At 69.3% G+C, this 22,858-nt stretch carries 18 protein-coding genes and 1 riboswitch; of the genes, 13 read left to right on the top strand and 5 right to left on the bottom strand.

The window, feature by feature from the left end; genetic code table 11:
* A complete protein-coding gene (locus ACQ5DX_RS06050; protein ID WP_430331766.1) occupies positions 1 to 645 on the bottom strand; it encodes a response regulator in 645 nt (214 codons plus the stop codon).
* On the bottom strand, positions 633 to 1,883 hold the full coding sequence (locus ACQ5DX_RS06045) for a sensor histidine kinase (RefSeq protein ID WP_430331765.1): 1,251 nt from the start codon (positions 1,881 to 1,883) through the stop codon (positions 633 to 635). Before ACQ5DX_RS06045 ends, ACQ5DX_RS06050 begins: the two co-directional genes overlap by 13 nt.
* A gap of 109 nt (positions 1,884 to 1,992) precedes the next feature.
* On the opposite strand from ACQ5DX_RS06045, the gene ACQ5DX_RS06040 reads away from it, so the two are divergent.
* The 6 genes from ACQ5DX_RS06040 (at position 1,993) to ACQ5DX_RS06015 (ending at position 9,633) form a co-directional block, all read left to right on the top strand.
* Entirely contained in the window at positions 1,993 to 2,763 is a 771-nt protein-coding gene (locus tag ACQ5DX_RS06040; RefSeq protein ID WP_430331764.1) for an ABC transporter ATP-binding protein, read from the top strand.
* Positions 2,764 to 2,765: 2 nt separating this feature from the next.
* A complete protein-coding gene (locus ACQ5DX_RS06035) occupies positions 2,766 to 5,276 on the top strand; it encodes an FtsX-like permease family protein (protein ID WP_430331763.1) in 2,511 nt (836 codons plus the stop codon).
* 106 nt (positions 5,277 to 5,382) lie between these two features.
* A complete protein-coding gene (locus ACQ5DX_RS06030) occupies positions 5,383 to 6,690 on the top strand; it encodes an MFS transporter (RefSeq protein WP_430331762.1) in 1,308 nt (435 codons plus the stop codon).
* 400 nt (positions 6,691 to 7,090) lie between these two features.
* Positions 7,091 to 8,722 carry an ABC-F family ATP-binding cassette domain-containing protein gene (locus tag ACQ5DX_RS06025; protein ID WP_430331761.1) on the top strand — a complete coding sequence of 544 codons (1,632 nt, stop codon included), beginning with the start codon at positions 7,091 to 7,093 and terminating at the stop codon, positions 8,720 to 8,722.
* A gap of 65 nt (positions 8,723 to 8,787) precedes the next feature.
* On the top strand, positions 8,788 to 9,084 hold the full coding sequence (locus ACQ5DX_RS06020; RefSeq protein WP_430331760.1) for a DUF2470 domain-containing protein: 297 nt from the start codon (positions 8,788 to 8,790) through the stop codon (positions 9,082 to 9,084).
* Complete coding sequence (locus ACQ5DX_RS06015; protein WP_430331759.1) at positions 9,085 to 9,633, top strand: NADPH-dependent FMN reductase; 549 nt, start codon at positions 9,085 to 9,087, stop codon at positions 9,631 to 9,633. It begins immediately after the preceding gene.
* On the opposite strand, the gene ACQ5DX_RS06010 is transcribed toward ACQ5DX_RS06015, so the two are convergent.
* Positions 9,626 to 11,194: a carboxylesterase/lipase family protein gene (locus ACQ5DX_RS06010; protein ID WP_430335559.1), complete on the bottom strand. Its 1,569-nt coding sequence runs from the start codon at positions 11,192 to 11,194 to the stop codon at positions 9,626 to 9,628. The two genes, ACQ5DX_RS06015 and ACQ5DX_RS06010, sit on opposite strands and share 8 nt — an antisense overlap.
* Before the next feature lie 120 nt (positions 11,195 to 11,314).
* Positions 11,315 to 11,411, top strand: a riboswitch (TPP riboswitch).
* Here ACQ5DX_RS06010 and ACQ5DX_RS06005 point away from each other — a divergent pair.
* The 5 genes from ACQ5DX_RS06005 to ACQ5DX_RS05985 all read left to right on the top strand — a co-directional run bounded on the left by ACQ5DX_RS06005 (position 11,405) and on the right by ACQ5DX_RS05985 (position 15,755).
* Positions 11,405 to 12,133, top strand: a complete 729-nt coding sequence (locus ACQ5DX_RS06005) for a TenA family protein (protein WP_430331758.1) — start codon at positions 11,405 to 11,407, stop codon at positions 12,131 to 12,133. (Overlaps the previous riboswitch by 7 nt.)
* A complete protein-coding gene (locus tag ACQ5DX_RS06000; protein WP_430331757.1) occupies positions 12,130 to 13,158 on the top strand; it encodes an ABC transporter substrate-binding protein in 1,029 nt (342 codons plus the stop codon). Before ACQ5DX_RS06005 ends, ACQ5DX_RS06000 begins: the two co-directional genes overlap by 4 nt.
* On the top strand, positions 13,136 to 13,951 hold the full coding sequence (locus ACQ5DX_RS05995) for an ABC transporter permease (protein WP_430331756.1): 816 nt from the start codon (positions 13,136 to 13,138) through the stop codon (positions 13,949 to 13,951). The genes ACQ5DX_RS06000 and ACQ5DX_RS05995 overlap by 23 nt, the downstream gene beginning before the upstream one ends.
* Positions 13,952 to 13,955: 4 nt before the next feature.
* Positions 13,956 to 14,717 (top strand): ABC transporter ATP-binding protein, encoded by a 762-nt coding sequence (locus tag ACQ5DX_RS05990; protein WP_430335558.1) that lies wholly within the window; start codon positions 13,956 to 13,958, stop codon positions 14,715 to 14,717.
* Between the two features lie 342 nt (positions 14,718 to 15,059).
* Positions 15,060 to 15,755: a hypothetical protein gene (locus tag ACQ5DX_RS05985; RefSeq protein ID WP_430331755.1), complete on the top strand. Its 696-nt coding sequence runs from the start codon at positions 15,060 to 15,062 to the stop codon at positions 15,753 to 15,755.
* Positions 15,756 to 15,796: 41 nt separating this feature from the next.
* Here ACQ5DX_RS05985 and ACQ5DX_RS05980 read toward each other — a convergent pair whose 3' ends face one another.
* Both ACQ5DX_RS05980 and ACQ5DX_RS05975 read right to left on the bottom strand, forming a co-directional pair.
* Positions 15,797 to 16,915, bottom strand: coding sequence for a F420-dependent hydroxymycolic acid dehydrogenase (locus tag ACQ5DX_RS05980; RefSeq protein ID WP_430331754.1), 1,119 nt, complete (start codon positions 16,913 to 16,915; stop codon positions 15,797 to 15,799).
* A 106-nt stretch (positions 16,916 to 17,021) separates the two neighbouring features.
* Positions 17,022 to 17,741, bottom strand: a complete 720-nt coding sequence (locus tag ACQ5DX_RS05975; protein ID WP_430331753.1) for a BPL-N domain-containing protein — start codon at positions 17,739 to 17,741, stop codon at positions 17,022 to 17,024.
* Positions 17,742 to 18,206: 465 nt separating this feature from the next.
* On the opposite strand from ACQ5DX_RS05975, the gene ACQ5DX_RS05970 reads away from it, so the two are divergent.
* Both ACQ5DX_RS05970 and ACQ5DX_RS05965 read left to right on the top strand, forming a co-directional pair.
* Entirely contained in the window at positions 18,207 to 22,187 is a 3,981-nt protein-coding gene (locus ACQ5DX_RS05970; RefSeq protein ID WP_430331752.1) for a Pls/PosA family non-ribosomal peptide synthetase, read from the top strand.
* Positions 22,184 to 22,858 carry a BPL-N domain-containing protein gene (locus ACQ5DX_RS05965; protein ID WP_430331751.1) on the top strand — a complete coding sequence of 225 codons (675 nt, stop codon included), beginning with the start codon at positions 22,184 to 22,186 and terminating at the stop codon, positions 22,856 to 22,858. The genes ACQ5DX_RS05970 and ACQ5DX_RS05965 overlap by 4 nt, the downstream gene beginning before the upstream one ends.

Here is a 22,858-nt window from a genome sequence, read left to right as displayed (position 1 = left end):
TCAGGAACGCAGGTGCGCGAGCACCGCCAGCACGCGCCGGTGCCCGCTGTCGGACGCCGACAACCCGAGCTTGGCGAAGATGTTGCCGATGTGCTTGCTCACCGCGGTGTCGCTGACCACCAGCTTGCGGGCGATGTCGGCGTTGCCGAGCCCCTCGGCCATCAGCCCCAGCACCTCCGATTCGCGCGGGGTCAGCGTCCGGATCGGGTCGTCGGCGCGGCGGCGGCTCATCAACTGGGAGATCACCTCGGGATCCATGACCGTGCCACCGTCGACCACCCGACGCAGCGCGTCCACGAACTCCTCGACCCTGCCCACCCGTTCCTTGAGCAGGTAGCCGACCCCACCGGCGCCGCCGGAGAGCAACTCCCCCGCGTACCGGTCCTCGACGTACGCCGACAGCACCAGAACGGGAAAGCCGGGACGTCGCCGACGGGCCTCGATCGCCGCCTTGAGGCCCTCGTTGGTGAAGGTCGGCGGCATCCGCACGTCCAGGACGGCGCCGTCCGGTGGGTCCGCCTCGAACGACTCCAGGAACTTCTCGGCGTCGTCGACCGCCGCGGTCACCTCGATCCCCACGCTGCCCAGCAGCAGCACGAGCCCCTCCCGCAGCAGGGCGTCGTCCTCGGCGATCAGAATCCGCACGGCAGTTGCACCTCGAGTCGTGTCGGCCCGCCCAGCGGGCTGTCGATGGTCATCGTCCCCTCGAACGCTGCCACGCGACGCCGGATCCCCGCCAATCCGCTGCCCGCCGACTCGACGGCCCTGCCCGCTCCGTCGTCCGCCACGTCGATCACCATGGTCGCCCCGCGCTCGTCGTCGCGCGTCGCGATGGTCACCTGCACCCGCGCCGCGCCACTGTGCTTGGCCACGTTGGTCAACGCCTCGGCGACGACGAAGTACGCCGCGGCCTCGACCGCCGCCGGCGCGCGGCGCAGCCGGTCGACGTCGAGCACACACGGCACCGCGCTGCGGCCGGCGAGCGCCGAGACCGCGCCCCCGAGACCGAGTTCGTCGAGCACGGGCGGGTAGATGTCGTGGACGAGCGTCCGCAGCTCGGACAGCGCATCCGACGCCGCGTCCTGGGCCCGAAGCAGTTGCGGCAGCGCCTGTTCGGGCGCGACCCGCAGTGAGCGCTCGGCCAGCCCCAGCATCATCACGACCGCCACCAGTCGGTTCTGGGCACCGTCGTGCAGATCGCGCTCGATGCGGCGCAGCTCGGCCGCGTGCGCATCGAGGGCTGCGGCGCGGCTCGCCGTCAACGCCGAGACCCGTTCGGACAGTTCGGTTTCCCGAGGCGGGGCGAGAAGTCGTGACGCGAGGGCCGCCACGCCGCGCGCCATCACCGGAATCAGCCACCACCCCAGTGCGACGTAACCGACCGCGACGAGCGGCATCGGTGCGGCACCCCACCACGACGTGACAGGGTAGATGCTGCTCACCGGTTCGTCCGCCGGCAATGCCCACCAGTAGAACGGGATCGCGAGCGAGTTGAGCGCCGCCATCGGCAGTCCTACCGCCAGCAGGCCCGCAGTGAGAGCCGTGATCGAGTGGATCGCCACCCACGCGAAGTCCCGTCGGGTGGACGGGGCGCGCAGCAGCCCGCGCAGGTCGTCGAAGCCGGCGTGCTCCGGGATGGGCGGATACCGCTGGGCGATCTCGACACCGCTGAACCGGCCCGCGCGGCCTCGCTCCCGCCCCGCCCACCACCGCAGCGCCCGCAGGTACGCGGGCAGGGCCAGCCACCCCACGATCAGGATGAGCAGCGCGCCCACGACGAGCCCCGCCACCAGCAGCGCCAGAGACACGACCGCGGCCGCCGCCTCGACCGCCAGGAAGCGGACAGCACGCCACCGCACCGCGAGCCGTTGGTTCCAATCCATCGCTCCAGCATGCCGCACCGTCGCACCCGTGTCGGTACAGCTGGCTACACCATCGATCGGGTACCTCATGGGATGTTCCATACCGTCCGCGCTCCATAGCGTTCTTTCCATGTCCTCCTTCGCCCCCACGCCCCCGCTCCTCGAGAGCCCTCCACGCGCCGCGGTCCGGCTCGCCGACGTCAGCAAGACCTACGGTTCCGGACGGGCCCGGGTCACCGCCCTCGACGACGTCAGCCTCGCCCTCGCGCCCGGCAGTTTCACCGCGATCATGGGTCCGTCGGGCTCCGGCAAGAGCACGTTCCTACACTGCGCCGCCGGCCTGGACCAGCCTTCGCGCGGGTCCGTGTGGCTCGGCGACACCGAGATCAGCGCGTTGAAGCCGAAGGCCCGCACGGTGTTCCGGCGCGACCACATCGGGTTCGTCTTCCAGGCGTACAACCTCATGGCGGCGCTGACGGTGGAGCAGAACGTGACACTGCCGCTTCTGCTCGCCGGCCGTGCCGCCGACCGGGCCCACCTCGATCAGGTCCTCGACGCCGTCGGGCTCGGCGACAAGCGCGACCGCCGCCCGGCGGAGATGTCCGGCGGCCAGCAGCAGCGGGTCGCGATCGCGCGGGCGCTGATCACGCAACCCCACGCGGTGTTCGCCGACGAACCCACCGGCGCGCTCGACAGCCGCACCGGCCGGCAGGTGCTCGACCTGTTGCGCCGCACCACCACCGAGCTGGGGCAGACGATCGTCATGGTCACCCACGATCCGGTGGCGGCGGCCCACGCCGACCGGGTGCTTTTCCTCGCGGACGGACGGCTCGTCGGCCGGATGGACTCCCCCACCGCCGCCGCGGTCGCCGACCACATGACCCACCTCGGGGAGTGGTGAGCATGCGCCGGTCTCGTCTGCGCACGCTCGCGCGCGCCAACATCCGGCAGCGACGCGGCGGGTTCGCCGCGGTGTTCGTGGCGGTGTTCTGCGCCGCGCTGCTCACGTGCGCACTCGGAGTGCTGTTCGAATCCGGGATCCGCGGCGGCGTCAGCCCGCACCGCTATGCCGGGGCCGACGTCGTCGTCGGTGCTCCGCAGACTCTCGACGTCCGCGAGGACATCGACCAGCCCTACCTCGAACGCGCGCTGTTGCCGTCGTCGGCCGTGGACGAACTGTCCGCGGTGCCGGGGGTCCGAGCGGCGGTGGGTGACATCAGCGTGCCGTTGACCACGGACGACGGTCGACTGCTGGACGGGCACGGGTGGGCATCGGCCGTGCTTGCACCGTACGAACTCAGCGCAGGCCGCGCGCCGTCCGCCCCCGACGAGGTGGTCGTGACGGGCGCCGAATCCCTCGGCGACCGGATCATGTTGCGGCACGGCGGTATCGGCGACGACTACACGGTCGTGGGCGTGGCCGCCGCGCCCACGGACGAACCGACCGATCGTCCGGCCGCGATATTCCTGTCCGATGCTCGCGCCCGCGAGTTGTGGCCGCACGGCGATCAGGTGGCGACGGTGGGGTTGCTCGCCGACACCGGATCCGACGCGCCGACGCTGGCCGACCGGGCCCGGCACGCGCTCGCCGGCACCGACACCCGCGTGTACACCGGCGACGGCCGCGGCGACGTGGAGTACCTCGACGCCGGCGCGGCCCGCAGCGAACTGATGATGCTGTGCGCCTCGTTCGCCGGCCTGGCGGTGCTGATCGCGATGTTCGTGGTCGCGACCACGCTGTCGCTGTCGATCCAACAGCGGCGCCGCGAGTTCGCGCTGCTGCGGGCCATGGGCGCCACACCCGGCCAGATCCACCGGCTGATCGGCAGCGAGGTGCTGCTCGTCGCGGGCGCCGCCGCACTGCTCGGTGTCGGGCCCGGTTACGCGCTCGCGCAGGTGCTGCACGCACAGTTCACCGCAGCCGGGGTCCTGCCGTCGGACTTCGCGCTCGCGTACGGCCCGCTGCCCGCGTTGGCCGGGGCGCTGCTCGCGGTGGGCACCGCCCGCGTCGCCGCCGCCATCGCCGCCCTGCGCCCGGCCCGCCTCGATCCGACAGAGGCGCTGCGCGAATCCGCCGTCGAACCGGCGTCGATCGGGCGGGGACGGCTGATCGCGGGAATCGCGCTCGGCCTCGGCGGACTGGCGGCGTCCCTCCTCCCGGCCGTGCTCCCGGGTCAGGCCGCCCTCGCGAGCGCAGGCGGTTCCGCTGTCCTGCTGGTGTTCTCGGTTGCGCTGCTGGGCCCGATGCTGGTGTCGGGCGCGGTCCGATGGTTCGGCGGTCCGCTGCGCCGCAGCTCGTCCCCCGCCCTGGTCCTCGCCGCCGCCAATTCGGGGGCCCGGGCCCGGCGCCTGGCGGCGGCGATCACGCCGCTCGCGCTCGCCATCGCGATCGGGTCGGTGCAGTTGTTCACCCACGACACGATCGCCGCGGCGGCCGACGACCAGTCGCGCCGGGGCATCACCGCCGACCTCGTCGTCACCGCACCCGCCGGCATCTCCCCCACGCTCGTCGAGTCCATCGCAGCGGATCCTGCTGTGCGCGCGGCAAATCCGATCTCCCGCAGCCAGGCGCTGTACACGACCGACGCCGCCGATTCCCCCAGCACCGAGCCGTACGCGGTGCAGGGCGTCGACCCGGTGGCGACGGGCTCGACACTCGACCTCGACGTCCGCGCAGGCGACCTCTCGCAACTGCACGACGGGACCGTCGCGCTCAGCACCGACACCGCATTCACGATGGGCGCCGGGGTGGGCGACACCGTTCCGCTGCGACTCGGCGACGGCACCCTGATCAGCCCGACCGTCGCCGCGACCTACGGCCGCGGACTCGGCTTCGGCGACGTGACGCTGCCGATCTCGCAGGTGCGGGCGCACACCACCAGCGGGATGAGCGACATGGTGCTCGTGACCGCGGAGCCCGGGCGGGTCGACGAGGCCCGCGCCGCGATCACGGCGGCGGGCGGGGTCCTCGTGTCGGATCGCGACGAGTTCGCATCCGCCGGTCAGGATCAGCGCCGCACCCAGGCCTGGGTGAGCATCGTGGCGCTGGCGGTGCTGCTGGGGTACCTGGCGGTCGCGGTGGTGAACACGCTCGTGCTGGCCACGGCCGAACGCGGCCGGGAGTTCGCGCTGTTGCGCCTGGTCGGTGCGAGCACCCGTCAGGTGCGGCGGATGATGCGCGCTGAATCGGTGATCGTGGTGACCGTCGCCGCGGTGGTGGGCTCGCTGATCGCGCTGCCGCCGCTCGCCGGTGTCGCGGCCGCGGTGTCGGGGCGTCCGATCCCGAGCATCTCGCCGACCGTCTACGCGCTCATCATCGGGGTGACCGTCGTGCTGGGTCTCGCGGCGATCGCGATTCCCACCCGCACCGCGATGCGGCAGGATCCCGTGACTGCGATCGGCACCCGCGAATAGTCGCGGAGCACGACCCGAGGCGGCGTGGCCGGAAAACCGCTCGCGCGGATTCCGGCCGCGCTGCTAGCTTCGGATCCGACGTCCGATCGACCCGAAGGCCATTGTCTTGACCGGCACCGAAGTGACCACCACCCGACGCTTCGGCCCGTTGATCCTGCTCAACGTCGCGACGCTGCTGTCGGCGACCGGCAACGGCATCGTGATCGTCGCGCTGCCGTGGCTCGTACTCGAGCAGACCGGACGGGCGACCGACGCCGCGATCGTGGGGGGCGCGGCGACGCTGCCGCTGCTCCTCGCGAGTCTGTTCTCGGGGACCGTCGTCGATCGGTTCGGACGCCGCCCTACGTCTCTGGTCTCCGACGGGCTCTCCGCCCTGTCGGTCGCCGCGGTTCCGGTGGTCGCGGGAACGATCGGACTGTCGGTGCCGGCGCTCGCGCTCCTGGCCGCCCTCGGGGCGACGTTCGACCCGGCCGGAATCTCGGCGCGGGAGTCGATGCTGCCGGCGGCGACGAAGGCCGCGGGCTGGCGACTAGATCGCGTCAACAGCCTCTACGAGGCCAACTACAACGTCGCCTACCTGGTGGGCCCCGGTATCGGCGGCGTACTGATCGCGCTCGTGGGTCCGGAGAGCACGCTGTGGGTCACCACGCTGTGCTTCGTCCTGTCGATCGTCACGATCGCGTTCCTCCGGCTCGAGCACTCGGGCCGCCCCGACCACGAGACGCGGCCGAAGTCGATGTGGTCGGGAACGCTGGAGGGCCTGCGGTTCGTGTGGCGGGATCGACTGCTGCGCACCCTCGCGTTGGTGGACATGGTGATCGTGGCGCTGTACATGCCGATCGAGTCGGTGCTGTTCCCCAAGTACTTCACCGACCGCGGCGAGCCCGCCCAACTGGGCTGGGTCCTCATGGCGATGAGCATCGGCGGACTGGTCGGTGCGCTCGCGTACGGCGTGCTCGCCCCGTATCTGCACCGCCGGAAACTGATGCTGATCGCGGTCACCGGACTGGGCCTGTCGATGATCGGCATGGCGTTTCTGCCACCGCTGTGGGTCCTGCTCGCGCTGTCGGTCGTGATCGGACTCGTGTACGGACCGGTGGGCCCGATCGCCAACTGGGCCATGCAGACCCACAGCCCCGAACACATGCGTGGACGCGTCGTCGGCGTCATGACGTCCACCGCGTACGCGGCCGGACCTCTCGGATACATGCTCGCCGGACCACTGATCGACCAGGTGGGTATCCGCGCCACCTTCTTCACGCTCGCGATCCCGGTCGTGGCCGTCGCGGCTGTGTGCTTCGTTCTGCCCGTCCTGCACGAATTGGACCCGGATCGGCCGGTGCGCGCAGGCAGACCTGACGGTGCGCAGCGCCCGACGACAACTCCACCGCCGCAACGGGACTCGCCTTCCTGACCCCGAGTTACCCGGCGCGACGGCGTCGCTCGTACGCCCCGAATTGGGTTGGCACCGGCAGTGAACTGCGCTAAAGTGCTCTGCCATGTGTGTCCAGCTTGCCAAGAAGGCCCGTGAGCGGCTGCATGCTGGCGTGATCTGGATCGAGAGAAGCTGAGCTCCTGCGCCGCCTGTAGATCCGGCTACCGTCCACGAGTTCAGCTGCGTGGCCGTGTTCTTCGCCGAATCCACCGCTCTTATCAGGATCGATCCTGACGCGCGGTCTCTCGCATCGACTGCACCACGCAGTTCGCGAGTCAGGCGGTGGGGCTGATTCCAACCGATCGACCCACGCGCCAGACGGCTCGACGCCGGTGGGGTTGATCCGCTCTGTCTACTTATCGATTTTTGGGAGAAACCTGTGATTACTGCTACTGACCTTGAAGTTCGTGCCGGTGTGCGGACGTTGTTGTCCGCGCCGGGGTCGGCGTTGCGGGTGCAGGCGGGTGATCGGATCGGACTCGTCGGGCGTAACGGTGCCGGCAAGACGACCACGTTGCGGATCCTCGCCGGTGAGGGTGAGCCGTACGCGGGTGCGGTGATCCGCAGCGGTGATCTCGGGTATCTGCCGCAGGACCCGAAGGAGGGTGATCTCGAGGTCCTGGCGAAGGATCGGGTGCTGTCGGCGCGGGGGCTCGACGAGATCATCAAGAAGATGGAGAAGCAGCAGGCCATCATGGCCGAGGCGGTCGACGACGCCACCCGCGACAAGGCCGTCCGCAAGTTCGGCAACCTCGAGGACCGCTTCTCCGCGCTCGGTGGCTACGTCGCCGAGTCCGAGGCCGCCCGCATCTGCCACAGCCTGGGCCTGCCGGACCGGGTGCTGAACCAGCAGCTCAAGACCCTCTCCGGTGGTCAGCGGCGCCGCGTCGAACTCGCCCGGATCCTGTTCGCCGCCTCCGACGGCTCGGGCGGCAAGTCGAACACCACGCTGCTGCTCGACGAGCCCACCAACCACCTCGACGCCGACTCGATCACCTGGCTGCGCGGGTTCCTGCAGAACCACGACGGCGGCCTGATCGTGATCAGCCACGACGTGGACCTGCTCGCCGACGTCGTCAACAAGGTGTGGTTCCTCGACGCGGTGCGCGGGGAGGCCGACATCTACAACATGGGCTGGAAGAAGTACCTCGACGCCCGCGCCACCGACGAGCAGCGTCGCCGCCGCGAACGCGCCAACGCCGAGAAGAAGGCCAGCGCACTGCGGCAGCAGGCCGCCAAGCTCGGCGCGAAGGCCACCAAGGCGACCGCCGCGCAGAACATGGCCAAGCGTGCCGACAAGATGATGGCCGCGCTCGACGACGTGCGGGTGGACGACAAGGTCGCGCACATCCGGTTCCCCGAACCGGCGCCGTGCGGCAAGACGCCGCTCATGGCGCGCGAGCTCACCAAGGTCTACGGGTCGCTGGAGATCTTCACCGGTGTCGATCTCGCGATCGACCGCGGCTCGCGGGTGGTGATCCTCGGCCTCAACGGTGCCGGCAAGACCACACTGCTGCGGCTGCTCGGCGGGGTGGAGACCCCCGACCTGGGTGAGTTGGTGCCCGGGCACGGGCTGAAGATCGGCTATTTCGCGCAGGAACACGACACCCTCGACGACGACGCGAGCGTGTGGGAGAACATCCGGCACGCCGCCCCCGACGCGGGCGAGCAGGACCTGCGCGGGCTGCTGGGGGCGTTCATGTTCACCGGCCCGCAGCTCGACCAGCCCGCCGGCACCCTGTCCGGCGGCGAGAAGACCCGCCTGGCGTTGGCCGGGCTGGTGTCGTCCGCGGCGAACGTGCTGCTGCTCGACGAGCCCACCAACAACCTCGACCCCATCTCCCGCGAGCAGGTCCTCGACGCGCTGCGCAGCTACACCGGCGCCGTCGTCCTGGTCACCCACGACCCCGGCGCCGCGGAGGCCCTCAACCCCGAACGCGTCATCCTGCTCCCCGACGGCACCGAGGACCACTGGTCACAGGAATACCTCGAGCTCATCCAGCTCGCCTGAATCGTTGCGTCCGGGTCGGCCCCGCGCGGAGGACCTCCTCGGCGCGGGGCTCTAGGCTCGTCGGCGTGACTTCCTTCGATGCCGCCGTCGTCGCCGCGGTGACCGGCCACATGAACGGCGACCACGCCGACGACAACCTGCTGATCGTGCGCGCGTTCGCCGAACCGGCCGCGAACGCCGCCCGGATGACCGGGCTGGACAGCGAATTCGGGGAGTGGGTCGCCGAGGTCGACGGATCCGAGCAGGTCGCGCGGGTGCCGTGGCTCGGCCCGGTCACCGATCGCGCGTCGATCCGCACCGAGGTCGTGGCGCTGTACAAGGCGGCGTGCGACAAGCTCGGCGTCACGCCGTCCGAGCACTGAGTGAGCGTCGTGTCCGACATCTTGTTGCTATCGGGAAGCCTGCGCACCGACTCGACCAACTCAGCCCTGCTCCGTACTGCCGGATCCCTGATGGCGGAGGGATTCCGCGGCGCGATGTACGAGGGTATGGGGCAGCTGCCGCACTTCAACCCGGATGAGGACGACGATCCGCTACCGCCAGCTGTGCGTGATCTTCGCCGGCGGATCGCGTCAGCAGCGGGCCTGTTGATCTGCACTCCCGAATACGCTGGGGCGCTGCCTGGTTCGTTCAAGAACCTGCTCGACTGGACCGTCGGCGGAGTCGAGATCTGTGACAAGCCGACCGCGTGGATCAACGTCTCGGCCAAGGCGACCGGGGCGGCCAACGCCCATTCGTCGCTCCGGCTGGTGCTGAACTACACCGGCGCGGCGATCGTCGACGAGGCATGCGTCCACGCACCTGTCGTACCTTCGATGATCAACGAGGATCGCATCATCACCGACAGGACAGTCCGCGACGCCGTCGCCGGATCTCTCGCGGTTTTGACGAAGCGCGCTGCACTCAGCTGAACCCCATCACCTCGTCGCCCCAGGCGATGCGCATCGCATGGTCGGGGTCGGGCACCAGGCTGTCGTGGTTGTCGATCAGCAGCGTCGATCGCTCCGCCTCGGCGTACGGCGACCAGTGCTTGGAGCCGTCCAGCGCGGCGGGAACGGCGTGCCGTGCGAACGCCAGCCACCGCCGCTGCATGCGACCGGAGACCTCGAGGGCGCTCTTGCGTCCGCCCAGCCAGAACGTCGGGTCCGGGTTGAGGGTCCCGAAATTGCCGAACACGTAAGGCAATTCGGTGGCATGCCCGGCACCGACGCGGGCCGCCTTGAGAAGCGGCGTCGAGTGGTCGAACCGGTACACCCACGTGGGCGAGTGCCTGCTGTGCGCGTCGGCCACCCACAGCGCGGGCATCCGGAACGCGGCATCTCGCGAAATTGCCAGCGCTCCTCGCGATTTCGCATTGTCCGGGTACGCAGCGACGATCTCGGCGAGCCGCACCGCCGACAGCTCGGGGTTGTCCTCGGCCAGTCCGGCGAACATCTGCTGGACGGCTTCGGAACTGACCGGCAGCAGCGGCGAACGCATGAACTTGAAGATCGACGCCTCGTCCTTGTTGGAGCCGATGATCAGCGGGATGCGGTGCGAATACCCCTTCTGGAACGCGGCCACCGGGTAGTGCGGGACGAGGTCGCGGTCGACCACCGGGGCCATCGCCAGCGTGCCGGGCACCTTCGTGGGGACCTCGTCGACGAGAAGGTCGCCGGCCTTCACCAAGCGGTCTGCCGACATACCCACCAGGTCGCCGACCCGACCGACGGACAGGTTCAGGATCTCGAGGTATCGGCGCGCGACGCTCGCCGCCCGCTCGTTGCCGTACACCGACGTCGCCGGCGGGCTCTGCGCGATCGCGCGGTGGAACAGTCCCTCGGCCCGCGGCACCGTCATCAGCGTGGTGATCGCCCCGCCGCCGGACGACTCGCCGAACAGCGTCACCTCGCCGGGGTCACCACCGAACGCCGCGATGTTGTCGCGCACCCACTCGAGGGCCGCGATCTGATCCCGCAGACCCAGGTTGGACTCGAACGTCCGGTCGGCGGTCGAGAACGACGACAGGTCCAGGAAGCCGAGCGTCCCCAGTCGGTAGTTGAAGGTGACGAGCACGACTTCGCCGCGCTCGGCGAGCAGTCGTCCGTCGTAGATCGCCTGCGCCGACGAGCCCAGGCAGTAGGCGCCGCCGTGTATCCAGACCATGACCGGCCGGGGCCTGCCGTCGGGGCGCGGTGCCCACACGTTGATCGTCAGGCAGTCCTCGTCGATGCGCATCGACGGGTCGAGCGGGACCGAGGTGTCGTGTCCCTGCGGCGCCATCGCGCCGAACGCGCCGCCGTCGAGCACATCGCTCCACCGCTCGGCCGCCACCGGCGAGCGGAAGCGCAGCTCCCCTGTCGGCGGCATCGCGTACGGGATGCCCTTCCACGAGAAGAGCGGGCCGTCGGCATATCCCCGGACGGGGCCGCGTGATGTCTCGACCACCAGCGTCTCGGGCCCACTGGACGCCCCGGTTTCCAGGACTTCCACAGCTTCCACGACGCGACCCTCCTCACCTCCGACGCGTGGTCGGCGCTGTCCGTCGGTCGGTCCCCGCACGACGGACAGCCGATTGCCAACGTACCAATCCGGCGGTGCTAAGGTCGGCACGTTCACGACACGGGGTGCTCCGCACGGGCGGGGCTGAGATCACACCCGGGAACCTGCATCAGGTAATGCTGACGAAGGGATGTCATGGCGATGACGACGCCTGTTCACGACACATCTGTCCAATCCGCCCCAGCCGGCTCACGCTTCACCGACCTGCTGTGGGAACGAACCGCCGTCCTGCGTGCGGCGATCGACGACATGGAGTTCCTGCGCCGCCTCGGCGACGGCACGCTGCCGCTCGACGTGTTCGCCACCTACATCGAGCAGGACTCGCTGTACCTCGCCGAGTACGCCAAGGCCCTCGCATCGCTCGCGGTCAAGGCCCCGGATCCGCAGACCGCGGCGTTCTGGGCCACGTCGGCGGCGACGGCCGCCGTCGTCGAGACCGAGCTGCACGACGGGCTGATGAGCAGCGGTGTTCTGCCCCCGAGGACGGGCGAGCCGGAGCACTCGCAGGCGTGCCTCGGGTATGTGTCGTATCTGACCGCGACCGCGTCCACCGAGCCCTACCCGGTCGCAGCCGCGGCCGTCCTGCCGTGCTTCTGGATCTACGCCGAGGTCGGACGGCGCCTCGCCGCCGACGCGCACGAGGTGCTCGCGGCCGACCCGACGCACCCCTACGCGCAGTGGGTCACCACGTATGACGACCCGGCGTTCCACGAGTCCGTGGCAACCGCCCGACGGCTGGTCGACGCCGCCGCCGACGCCGCGACGCCCGAACAGCGGGAGGCGATGGTCCGCGCGTTCGTGATCGCGACACGCTACGAGTTCATGTTCTGGGACACCGCCCTGAACCCGCAGCCCTGGCCCGCGTCGTGACGTCGATGTCGCGGCTGCGCCGCGTTCTGGCTACTTCGGCGATCGTCGCGTCGGCGCTGAGCGTCCTCACCGGGTGCGCGGGTTCCGACGACTCCGGTGACACCATCCGCTTCGCGCTCGACTGGACGCCGAACACCAACCACACCGGGTTGTACGTGGCGCTCCAGGAGGGGTTCTTCGCCGACGCGGGTCTGAACGTCGAGGTGCTGCCGTACAACAACACGGCCCCGGACACCCTCGTCGACGCCGGCAACGCCGAATTCGGTGCCAGCTTCCAGGATTCGGCGACGTTCTCCCGGGCGGCGGGCGCCCGGACCGTCTCGGTCCTCGCACCGTTACAGCACTGGGCCACCGGCATCGGCGTCAAGGCCGATCGCGCCGACATCGCGAGCCCGAAGGACCTCGACGGCAAGACGTACGCGGGTTTCGGTGATCCGGGCGAGAAGGAGACCCTCCGCCAGGTCATCCGGAACGACGGCGGCACAGGCGATTTCAAGACGGTCGTGCTGGGCACGTCGGCGTACGAAGCGGTGTACGGCGGCCAGGCCGACTTCACGGTGTCGTACTTCGCGTGGGAGGGCGTCGAGGCGGCGCGGCGGGGCACCCCGATGCGCTACTTCCACTACACGGACTTCGGGTTCCCCGACGCCTACGCGATCGTGGTGAACGGCAACGAGGAATGGCTCGCCCAGCATCCCGAGCAGGCTCGCAAGTTCGTGCAGGCTTTGCAACGCGGCTACCAGGTGGCCGCCGACGACCCGGATCGCGGCGCACGAGACCTGATCGACGCCAACCCGGGCGTGTTCAGCGACGAGGAACTGGTGCTCGAGAGCCAGCGGATGCTCGCGCAGGACTACATGAAGGACGCGTCCGGCCGTGTGGGCACGCAGACCCGCGAGCAGTGGGCCGGATACTCGGGCTTCCTGTACCAGCACGGACTGCTCGCCGGCCCCGACGGCAAGCCGCTGACCACCGAACCGGACTGGTCGACGTACTTCACCGATGACTACCTCGCAGCTCCGTAGGCGCCCGGCGCCTGCGACGCACGGCCCGGTGCGCCGGTTGCTGCCGGCGATCGTCGTGGTGGTCGTGCTCGTCGCGGCGTGGCAGCTCTACGTCGTGGCGAGCGGGATCCGCCCGCAGGTGCTGCCGTCCCCGGCCCGCGTGTTCGAGCAGGGCTGGGCGCACCGCGACGACATCGCCGTCCACGCGTCGGCCACGCTCCAGGTGACACTGGTCGGGTTCGCGGTGTCGCTCGCGGTGGCGTGGGTGCTGGCGATCGTCGTCGACTTCTCCCCCTGGCTGCGACGGGCGTTGGTCCCGCTGTTCGTGGTGTCGCAGACGCTGCCGATCATCGCGATCGCACCACTGATGATCATCTGGTTCGGGTTCGGCCTGCTGCCCAAGGTTCTGGTGATCGCGCTGGCCACGTTCTTCCCGATGGCGATCGGCCTGATCGAGGGGTTCGCCTCGGCCGACCGGGAGGCCGGCGCGCTGCTGCGCAGCATGGGGGCCTCCCGGTGGCAGGAGTTCCGCTACGTGCGCCTGCCGTCCGCGCTCCCCCGGTTCTTCACCGCGCTGCGGATCGGGGTCACGTACGCCGTGGTGGGTGCGGTGTTCGCCGAATACGTCGGCGCCACTTCCGGACTCGGCATCTACATGAGCGTCCAGAAGAACTCCTTCCGGACCGATCTGGTGTTGGCGGCCGTCGTGGTTACGGCCGCGATCAGCGTCGCGCTCTACCTGTGCACCTTCGCGATCGAACGGGTCGTCGCGCCCTGGATACAGCAGCCGCGGCAGGAGCAGCGTCATGACTAGCGACATCTCCGAGCCGCCCGTCGTCGAACTGTCGTCGGTCACCAAGTCGTTCGGCACCCGCCCGGTGCTCGACCGGATCGACCTCGCAGTACGCCCAGGCGAGTTCGTGTCCGTCATCGGGCCGAGCGGGTGCGGCAAGAGCACCGTGTTCGGGATCGTCGCGGGCCTCGAGGCGCCGGACACCGGCAGCGTGTCGGCCCCGACGTGCGCGCACATGCCGCAGAAGGACCTCCTGTTCCCGTGGCGGTCGGTTCTCGACAACACCACGCTCGGACTCGAGGTACAGCGGGTGCCGCGGAAGCAGGCCCGCGCCCGTGCCGCCGAACTGTTCCCACGCTTCGGGCTCGCGGGCTTCGAGGACGCCCGGCCGCACCAACTGTCGGGCGGGATGCGGCAGCGGGCCGCCCTGCTGCGAACGGTCGTGCAGAACCGTCCGGTCCTGCTGCTCGACGAGCCGTTCGGCGCGCTCGACTCGCTCACCCGTACGGAGATGCAGACTTGGCTGCAGGACGTGTGGCAGCAGTACCGCTGGACCGTCCTGATGATCACCCACGACGTGCGGGAGGCGGTGTTCCTGTCGGACCGCGTCGTGGTGCTGTCGGCCCGGCCCGCGACGGTGCGCCGCGAGGTAGTCGTCGATCTGCCCCGACCGCGGGAACTCTCCGTCGTCACCTCCCCCGAGTTCGCGGCGATCGAAGGGGAACTCATCGCGGTCCTCCACGAGGAGTCCCGGCGAGCGCTGGTGGAACAGGAATCCGCCCACTGACCGCCGTACCGGACGGTTTCCCTGTCGAATCCGAATGCCCTTGCGTTTCAAAGAAACCGGTCGGTTCAGGTCAATTCGAGATAAAGGCCTCATAACACTCGACGGATCGACGCATCCTCGTTACTCTTCTGTTATGGCACTCCCGGAGAGATAGCCCTCCTCGAGCGCCGACGAGAAGGCATGAACGAGTTCGTGCCAGCGACATCTGACCGACGGCATGCGAAACCCGCTGCCTCAGAATGAATCTGCCAACCGATTGGCATACCGGTTCATCCCCGGGACGGAGCACCGAGGTTCTCCGCCTCATTCACAAACGTGCTCATCATCCGAGGAAAGATCACGATGACGAAACGAATCCTGCTGTCAACGGTTGCGGCACTCGCCGCCCTCGCGCCGGCGCTGGCGATCACCCCCGCCGCATCGGCGGCAACGGGAACGGTCTCCAACGGCATCGCCTGGACGGCGAAGCCGGATGCCGGTCCGTCGAACCCGTTGGTGAACCAGGAGTACTGCACCCTCGGGGTCGTCGGGACTGACGCCATCGGCGACAAGATCGCGATCTCCGCGGGGCACTGCGTCTCCGCCGCCGCGGGTGGGGCAACCGAGTTCCCGGACGGAGCCACGGTGTACCGATTCGGCGCGGCCGGGACCGGCGCACCCATCGGCACGATCGCCTACCGCGACCCGCACATCGACTACGTGGTGATCAAGCTCAACGCGGACGCGGTCCTCTCCGCGAACGGACCGGACGCGCGGATCGACAGCATCGGGCCGGCCAACCCCGACGGCACGCTGTGCAAGGCCGGAGTACGAACCGGTCTGACCTGTGGGCCGATCTACGGACAGGCCGCCCCCCGGATCAACTCGTTCGCCACCGCCAACGGTGGCGACTCGGGCGGGCCCGCGTTCGTCAACGGCAGCCAGTTGGTGGGCATGACCCGCGGGCCGTTCGAGTTCATCGACTTCTCCTCCGTACTCGACAGCATCGCCGCCCAGCCGAACCCGGTCGGCAAGGGCTTCGTGGTCACGAACAACTAGGTGCCCGAGAACGCGCGCAGGCCGCAACGAAGGATGTTCGGCTACCTGCCTGACGTCCGGTGCTTCACGTAGGGCAGAACACGCGAGCCGTAGAACTCGATCGCGGTTTCCGGACGGCGCTGCGCGAAATGGACGAACGGAACGATGCCGGCATCGTGGAGGCGATCGATCGCCGCGATGTGCGTTGCCGGGTCGAGCCCGGTCACCCAGGAGCGTTCGACGTCGGCCAGCGTGGCATGTTGCTCGGCGAACTGTTGGATCGCAACAGGATTGGGCTGGTCGGAGCCCGCAGCGGTGAACCGCCACAATTCGGCGCCATAGTCGATTTCCGCTTGGTCGCCGACGACGGTGAACACCTCCGCCCAGACGGGCAAGGTGGCCGGGTCGCGTCCCGCGGATCGTGCGCCCGCCTCGACGGCCGACCGCAATGACGGATCCAGCGCGGACCCGGCCTGCGTGATCCACCCGTCGCCGTACCGACCGACCAGATGCGCGCTGCGACGGCCTCCTGCTGCGACCAGGATCGGCGGCGGCCGTTCCGGCAGGTCGTACAGTTTGAGCTGGTTGGTCCGGAAGTACGTACCCTCGAAGGTCGTCCGCTCCCCGGACCACAGTCGTCGGATCAGCGTGATGGCTTCGATCAGCCGGTCGTGGCGTTCGCGGTAGCGACCGTATTCCCCGGTGCCCGCTTCTTCGTTGACCGCTTCGCCCGTCCCCACCCCGAGGAATGTCCGACCGGGTGCGAGGATTTCCAGGGACGCGAAGGCCTGCGCCACCTCGGACGGGTGGTGCCGGTAGGTCGGGCACGTGACACCCGAACCGACGCGGATGTCGTGGGTGCGGTCGCACACCAGGGCCAGAGTCAGCCACGGCGACATCGAGTGTTGCTGGTTGTCCTGCCACGGCTGCAGATGGTCACTTGCCCACACGTACCCGAAGCCGGTGCGCTCGGCCGCCACCGCGAACTCCACCAACTCACTGGTGCGGAACTGCTCGTGGGAGAGCACCAATCCGACGTCGGCCGGGGTCGGCCCGGGCGGGCGCGACCGCATCCCCAACGTTGATGCCGCGGCTCCGGCCACGCCGGCTCCGAGGCTCAACCTGCCGAAATCGCGGCGCGAAATCGCCCACCCTCTGCCTCGATCGCGTCGACGGCGCATGCTTCGACCTCCCGTTCGGTACGGACGAGATCTCGGATACCTCCGAACGGGATGCGCTAAACGAGGACGTCTGCCGCCGCCACGCCCTCGGCGGCCCGCGGGGGTGTCAGGGCCGGCGCATCACGGTCTCGATGAGGTCGTAGCCGAGTTCGGGGTGGATCGCGCCGGTGCTGTCGAGTCCGCCTTCGAACCACGACCGGTCGGCCTCAGGGTGTGGACCGACGACGCCCACCCGCCCGGACCCGTACGGGGCGACGAGTGCGGCCGGGTGCCCGCCCTCGTAGGTGGCGAGTAGGTTCACCGAGGCTCGTGGCGCGAGCCGGAAGGCCGGGCCGTCCTGGAAGTACACCGTCTTCGTTTCGCCCCGCCACTGAACGTCGATCCGGGCGGGTGCAGTCGTCTTGACGGTCGCATTCGAGGCGGTGATGTACCGCCACGTGTCGCCGGGCAGCAGGTTGAATCCGGGCGTGGCTCCCGCCAGGTAGCCGCCCAGACAGAAGCCGAGGTAGTTCCCACCGCCGGCAACCCACTGCCGGATGACATCGGCATACGGGCTCATCGCCGCCCACCCCTGCGAGAGGCTCGGTCCTCCCGGCTGCGCGTAGACCGCCGCCTCGGCGAGGGTGGCCGCCGTGACCTTCTGCTTCTCCCTGGGTCCGACGAACGCCGTCCGAAAGCCGCGTGGGGAACTCCGGAGCAGCGTCGCAACCGACTCCGGACAGCCCGGCAGGGAGGCCGGCCCGCGGTAGACGAGTGCCAGGGGAGCCGGCTCGGACGCTGCCGTAGCTGGAACCGCGGCCAGCGCGAGGGTCGCTCCCGCGCTCATCAGGAATCCCCGTCGATTCAACATCTGCACCCTCTCGCCCTCGCCCTCACGGACGCGTCCTTGGCAGACGACGATCGGTGACTGCCATCACAATTTGACCAGAAGAGGGGATGAATTGCGGGGTGAACCGAGCGTCAGCCTTCCGGACGTGCCAGATTCGCGACAGTCACGCAGTTGCAGTCGTCGACATACGCGAAAGTCGCATTCCGACGCCGCCGCGAGGGCCCCAATCGGCGCTTGACCGGGTCGAGCAAGCTTTCGATTCACCAAACAGACTGTCATGCAGCGACTCTCGGAACAGGCCCAACCGCGGGCGAAATGTGCGCTTTCACTACCGATTCCGTCGAAATCAGCACCGGTATCCTTCGGAACTCGGGCCCTGATCGAGTTGGCAACGACCGACGGCCCTGGCGGTTGCGCTCGCAGCCCGGGATATTCGATGAGGAGTGGGGATCGATGTACCGCATGGCCATCACGGAACCGGCCGGCACGCAGGCACTGTCAGGAGTGGGGGCTCCCCGACGTCGCCTGAATCATGTCTTCGAGGACGCGTGCGACCGAACGCCGTCCGCGCCCGCGCTCGAGTGCGGTGCGGAGCGGTTCACCTATGCAGAGCTCGACGATCGAGCAAATCGATTGGCGCACATGCTGATCGATCACGGCATCGGATTCGGCGCCCGAGTGGCCATCCTCCTGCAGCGCTCGCCCGAGACGTACGTCGCACTGCTCGCAACACTCAAGGCCGGCGCCGCATTCGTCCCGATCGACCCGGGCGCGCCGCGCGACCGCATCGACTACATCACGTCCAACGCGGACGTCGATCTCGTCCTGACCGGCGAATCGTTCGCCGACACCCTCGCCCCGCTCAGGCTAGATCGGATCGAAATCGACTCCGCTGCCGACCTTTTGCGGGAATACCCCGCCGATCGACCGCGCATCGACGTGGATGCGGACGTAGACCCGACCGCCTACGTCATCTACACCTCGGGCTCGACCGGGAAGCCGAAGGGCGTCGAGATCGCGCAGTCGAGCATCTGCAACTTCCTCGACGTCGTCCCCGACGTGTACGACGTGCGACCGACGGATCGCGTCTACCAGGGCATGACGATCTCGTTCGACTTCTCGATCGAGGAGATCTGGCCCACCTGGGCGCGCGGCGCCACCCTGGTCGCCGGACCGACCGACTCCGGCCGGCTCGGCGCCGAGTTCGCGGACTTCCTCGACGAGCAGCGGATCACGGTGCTGTACTGCGTCCCCACGCTGCTGGCCACCCTCCCCCGCGACCTCCCCGCGCTTCGCAGCATTCTCGTCGGCGGCGAGGCCTGCCCCGGTGAACTGGTCGAACGCTGGAGTCGACCCGAGCGCCGCATCCTCAACACGTACGGCCCCACCGAGGCCACCGTCACCGCCACGTGGACCGAACTACTGCCCGGCCGTCCCGTCACGATCGGCAGGCCGCTCCCCACGTACACGGTGATCATCCTCGATGAGCAACGACTCCCCGTCGTCGACGGGGAGGTCGGCGAGATCTGCATCGGCGGCCCCGGCCTCGCCCGCGGCTACGTCGGGCGGCCGGAACAGACGGCGGATCGCTTCATCGACCATGCCGACGCTCCGAACGGCGGAAAGCTCTATCGCACCGGCGATCTCGGCCGGATCACCCCGGACGGTGAGATCGAGTACCTCGGCCGAGCAGACAGCGAGATCAAGATCCGCGGCCACCGGGTGGATCTCGGAGAGATCGAGAGCATCCTCCTCGAGGATGCCGAGATCGCCAGTGCCGTCGTAGCACTCGCCGACGTGTCCGGCAACGAGGAACTGGCGGCCTACGTCGTCCTGCGTTCCGGTGCGGTCCGCGCCGCGCACATTGCCGAGGACGGCAGCGACGCGCTGATCGCACGACTGCTCGAGGCGCTGCACCTGCGCCTGCCCGAATACATGGTCCCGGCCTTCGTCGACATCGTCGGCGAGCTCCCGACAATGCCTAGCGGCAAGGTGGACCGGTCGCGTCTGCCGGCACCAGGACCGCGTCGCACCCTGCATGCGCCGGGGCCCGTCGTACCGCCACGGAATGAGCGCGAGCACCGCATCCGCGCCGTGTGGGCGGAGACCCTCGGTGTCGACGTCGACGCACTGTCGGTCGAGGCGGACTTCTTCACCGAACTCGGCGGCCACTCATTGGCCGCCGCGAAACTCGTCTCGGCGCTGCGGGAGTCGGAAGCCGACACCGTCAGCCTCCGCGACGTCTACACCACCCCGACCGTGCGCGGCCTGGCCGCCGCGCTCGACGCCGCACCGCAGACCGAGAATGTCCCGGTCGAGGACGACCGCCCAACACCCCTGTCGCACAGTGCTCTTCGCATAGCCCTCGCCGGCACCGTCCAGGCAATCGCCCTGCTCGGCATGCTGTTGATCGTCACTCTCCCGGTCTCGATCGTCTACAGCATCCACGGCGGCCATCCGAACTTCACGACGCTCCGCGACCTGCTGATCGCGACCGTCCCGACGTATCTGGGTGTGCGGTGGGTCCTGCCCGTCTTGCTGATACGGCCGCTCTCGTCGGGGATTCGCCCGGGGCGCTACCCGCTGTGGGGTGCGACCTACCTGCGGCTGTGGATGATCGATCGGATGCTGGCGCTCTCCCCGGCACCGGTGCTCGCGGGCTCGCCGTTGATGGCGCCGTTCCTGCGCGCCCTCGGCGCCCACGTCGGAGCGGACGCGCAGATCGGCACCAGCTCGATCCCCTTTCCGGCGATGGTCTGGATCGGCGAGGGAGTGTCCGTCGGCTACAACACGGATCTGCAGTCGTGGCGCGTCGAGTCCGGCTGGATCGTCGTCGAGGACGTCATCATCGAGGACCACACGTTCGTCGGCGCGAACTGTGTGCTCGAACCCGGTTCCCACATGGAGCCCGGTGCGATGCTCGCAGACCAGTCCGTGCTCGACCACGGTCGTCGGGTTGCCGCAGGCGAACGCTGGGCCGGCTCCCCTCCGCTCCCCGTCACCGAACTCGAACCCGCTGTCGAGGCGATGGCCGCGGCGCCGACGGCGCAACGCTGGTCCTTCCGGCTGCGAGCACTCGCCGTGCTGGGCCTGGTGACGCTCGAGTTCATCGCTATCGCCACGCTGGTCCCCAGCCTCGTCCTCGTCTGGTACGTGCTGCTCGAATGGGGAATGATCTGGGCCTTCCTCGCCACCCTCGTGTCGGGCTCGGTCTACGTCCTCAGCGTGTGCACCGCGGTGGCACTGGGCAAGAAGCTGCTGCTGGACGCTCCTCCCGTGGGGATCCACGATGCGCGCTCGAGCCTCGGTATCCGCAAGTGGATGACGGACAAGCTCTTCCTGATGAGCCTGACGTACACGGGCTCCCTGTACGCGACGCTGTACACGGGACCGTGGTTGCGCCTGCTCGGCGCCAAGGTCGGCCGCGGTGCCGAGGTGTCGACCGCCGCACACATCGATCCAGACCTGCTCACGATCGGCGCCGAGAGCTTCGTCGCCGACATGGCGAGTGTCGGCGGCTCGTCGTTCTGCAACGGGTGGATCGCCTTCGACCGCACCACCGTCGGTGATCGCGCGTTCGTCGGCAACGCGGCTTTCGTCCCGGCCGGAACGCACACCGGCGACCGGTCGCTCGTCGGGGTCCTGACGGTGCCCGACCGCAACGGGGTCCCCGCCGACTCGTCGTGGTTGGGGTCGCCCGCCATACACCTTCCGGTACGACAGGACAGCGGAACCTACGCCGAGTCGGAGACGTTCCGGCCGAGTCGTTCGGTCTTGGCGCACCGCCTGTTCATCGAGTACTTCCGGATCACGCTCCCCGCCACGTTGATCGGCGTGAGCCTGTTCTTCTACCTTCTCGCGCTGTCGCTCACGGCGAGGTCGGCAGGAGTCTGGGTGACCATCCTCGTCGCGCCGCTGGTCGCGCTGGCCACCGCGATCGGCGTGGTGCTCTACGCCTCCGCCGTGAAACGGAACATGATAGGCACCTACCGGCCACGCGTGGAGCCGTTGTGGGCCAAGTTCGTTCGGCGGTCGGAGTTCGCCACCGGAATCTACGAGGCCGCCGCCGTGCCCGTGCTGCTCGATCAACTCAAGGGCACCCCGTTCCTGCCGATCGCGCTTCGCGGATTCGGCGCGGACATCGGTCGCCGCACCTGGATCGGGACGACGTATCTCACCGAGTTCGACCTCGTCCGGATCGGCGACGACGCCGCGGTCGGCTCGAACTCGTCGATGCAGACGCACCTGTTCGAGGACCGCGTGATGAAGATGTCCGTCGTCACCGTCGACGACGCCGCGACGGTGGGCACCCGCGCGATCGTCCTCTACGATGCGACGGTCGGCCCGGGCGCCGAACTGGGTCCGCTGTCCCTGCTCATGAAGGGCGAGGAATTGCCGGCGAACACGCGTTGGCGCGGGATCCCGGCCGAGGCGGTCCGATGAGGGCAGGCAGCCGACCTCTGGCCCTCGTCTACCGTGGCGGCGCGTCCCTGCCCGGGTGCGCCGAGTCCGTCGCGGACCTGTTGCAGGCGAGTCGCTGGAACTTCGACGTGCGCTACGTCGGCCCGCGCGAGGCGCTTCCGCTGACCGACGCGGTCCTCGCGCAGGCCACGTTGTACGCCCAGCCCGGCGGAGGGACCCTGGGTCCCGCGTGGCGGCGAATGCGTAAGCACAGCAAGCGCGTCCGTCGATTCGTCGCCGGCGGAGGACGCTACGTCGGGTTCTGTCTCGGCGGTTACCTCGCGGGCGCCACCCCGGGCTTCGACCTGCTGCCCGGCGACACCGACCAATACATCGTAACCGACCGTGCGACGGTCGACTCGACCCGGCCGACGCTCGTCGAGGTGGACTGGCGCGATGACCGCCGCCGCCTCTACTTCCAGGACGGAGCCACGTTCCACGTGCGCCCCCAGACCCCGGACCTGGACGTGATCGCCACCTATCCGAACGGCGAAATCGCAGCCTTGGCAGTACCTTTCGGCGGCGGAAGGGTTGCCGTCGTCGGACCTCACCCCGAGGCCGACGGAGACTGGTTCGCCGACTCCGATCTCCGACCACCTGCCGACGACTCGCAGATCGCGGGACTCGAACTTATCGATGCGGTGATGAGCTGA

The sequence above is a fragment of the Rhodococcus sp. ACT016 genome (assembly GCF_050477185.1).
Taxonomy (GTDB): domain Bacteria; phylum Actinomycetota; class Actinomycetes; order Mycobacteriales; family Mycobacteriaceae; genus Prescottella.
This window is presented reverse-complemented; position numbering and strand designations above follow the sequence as displayed.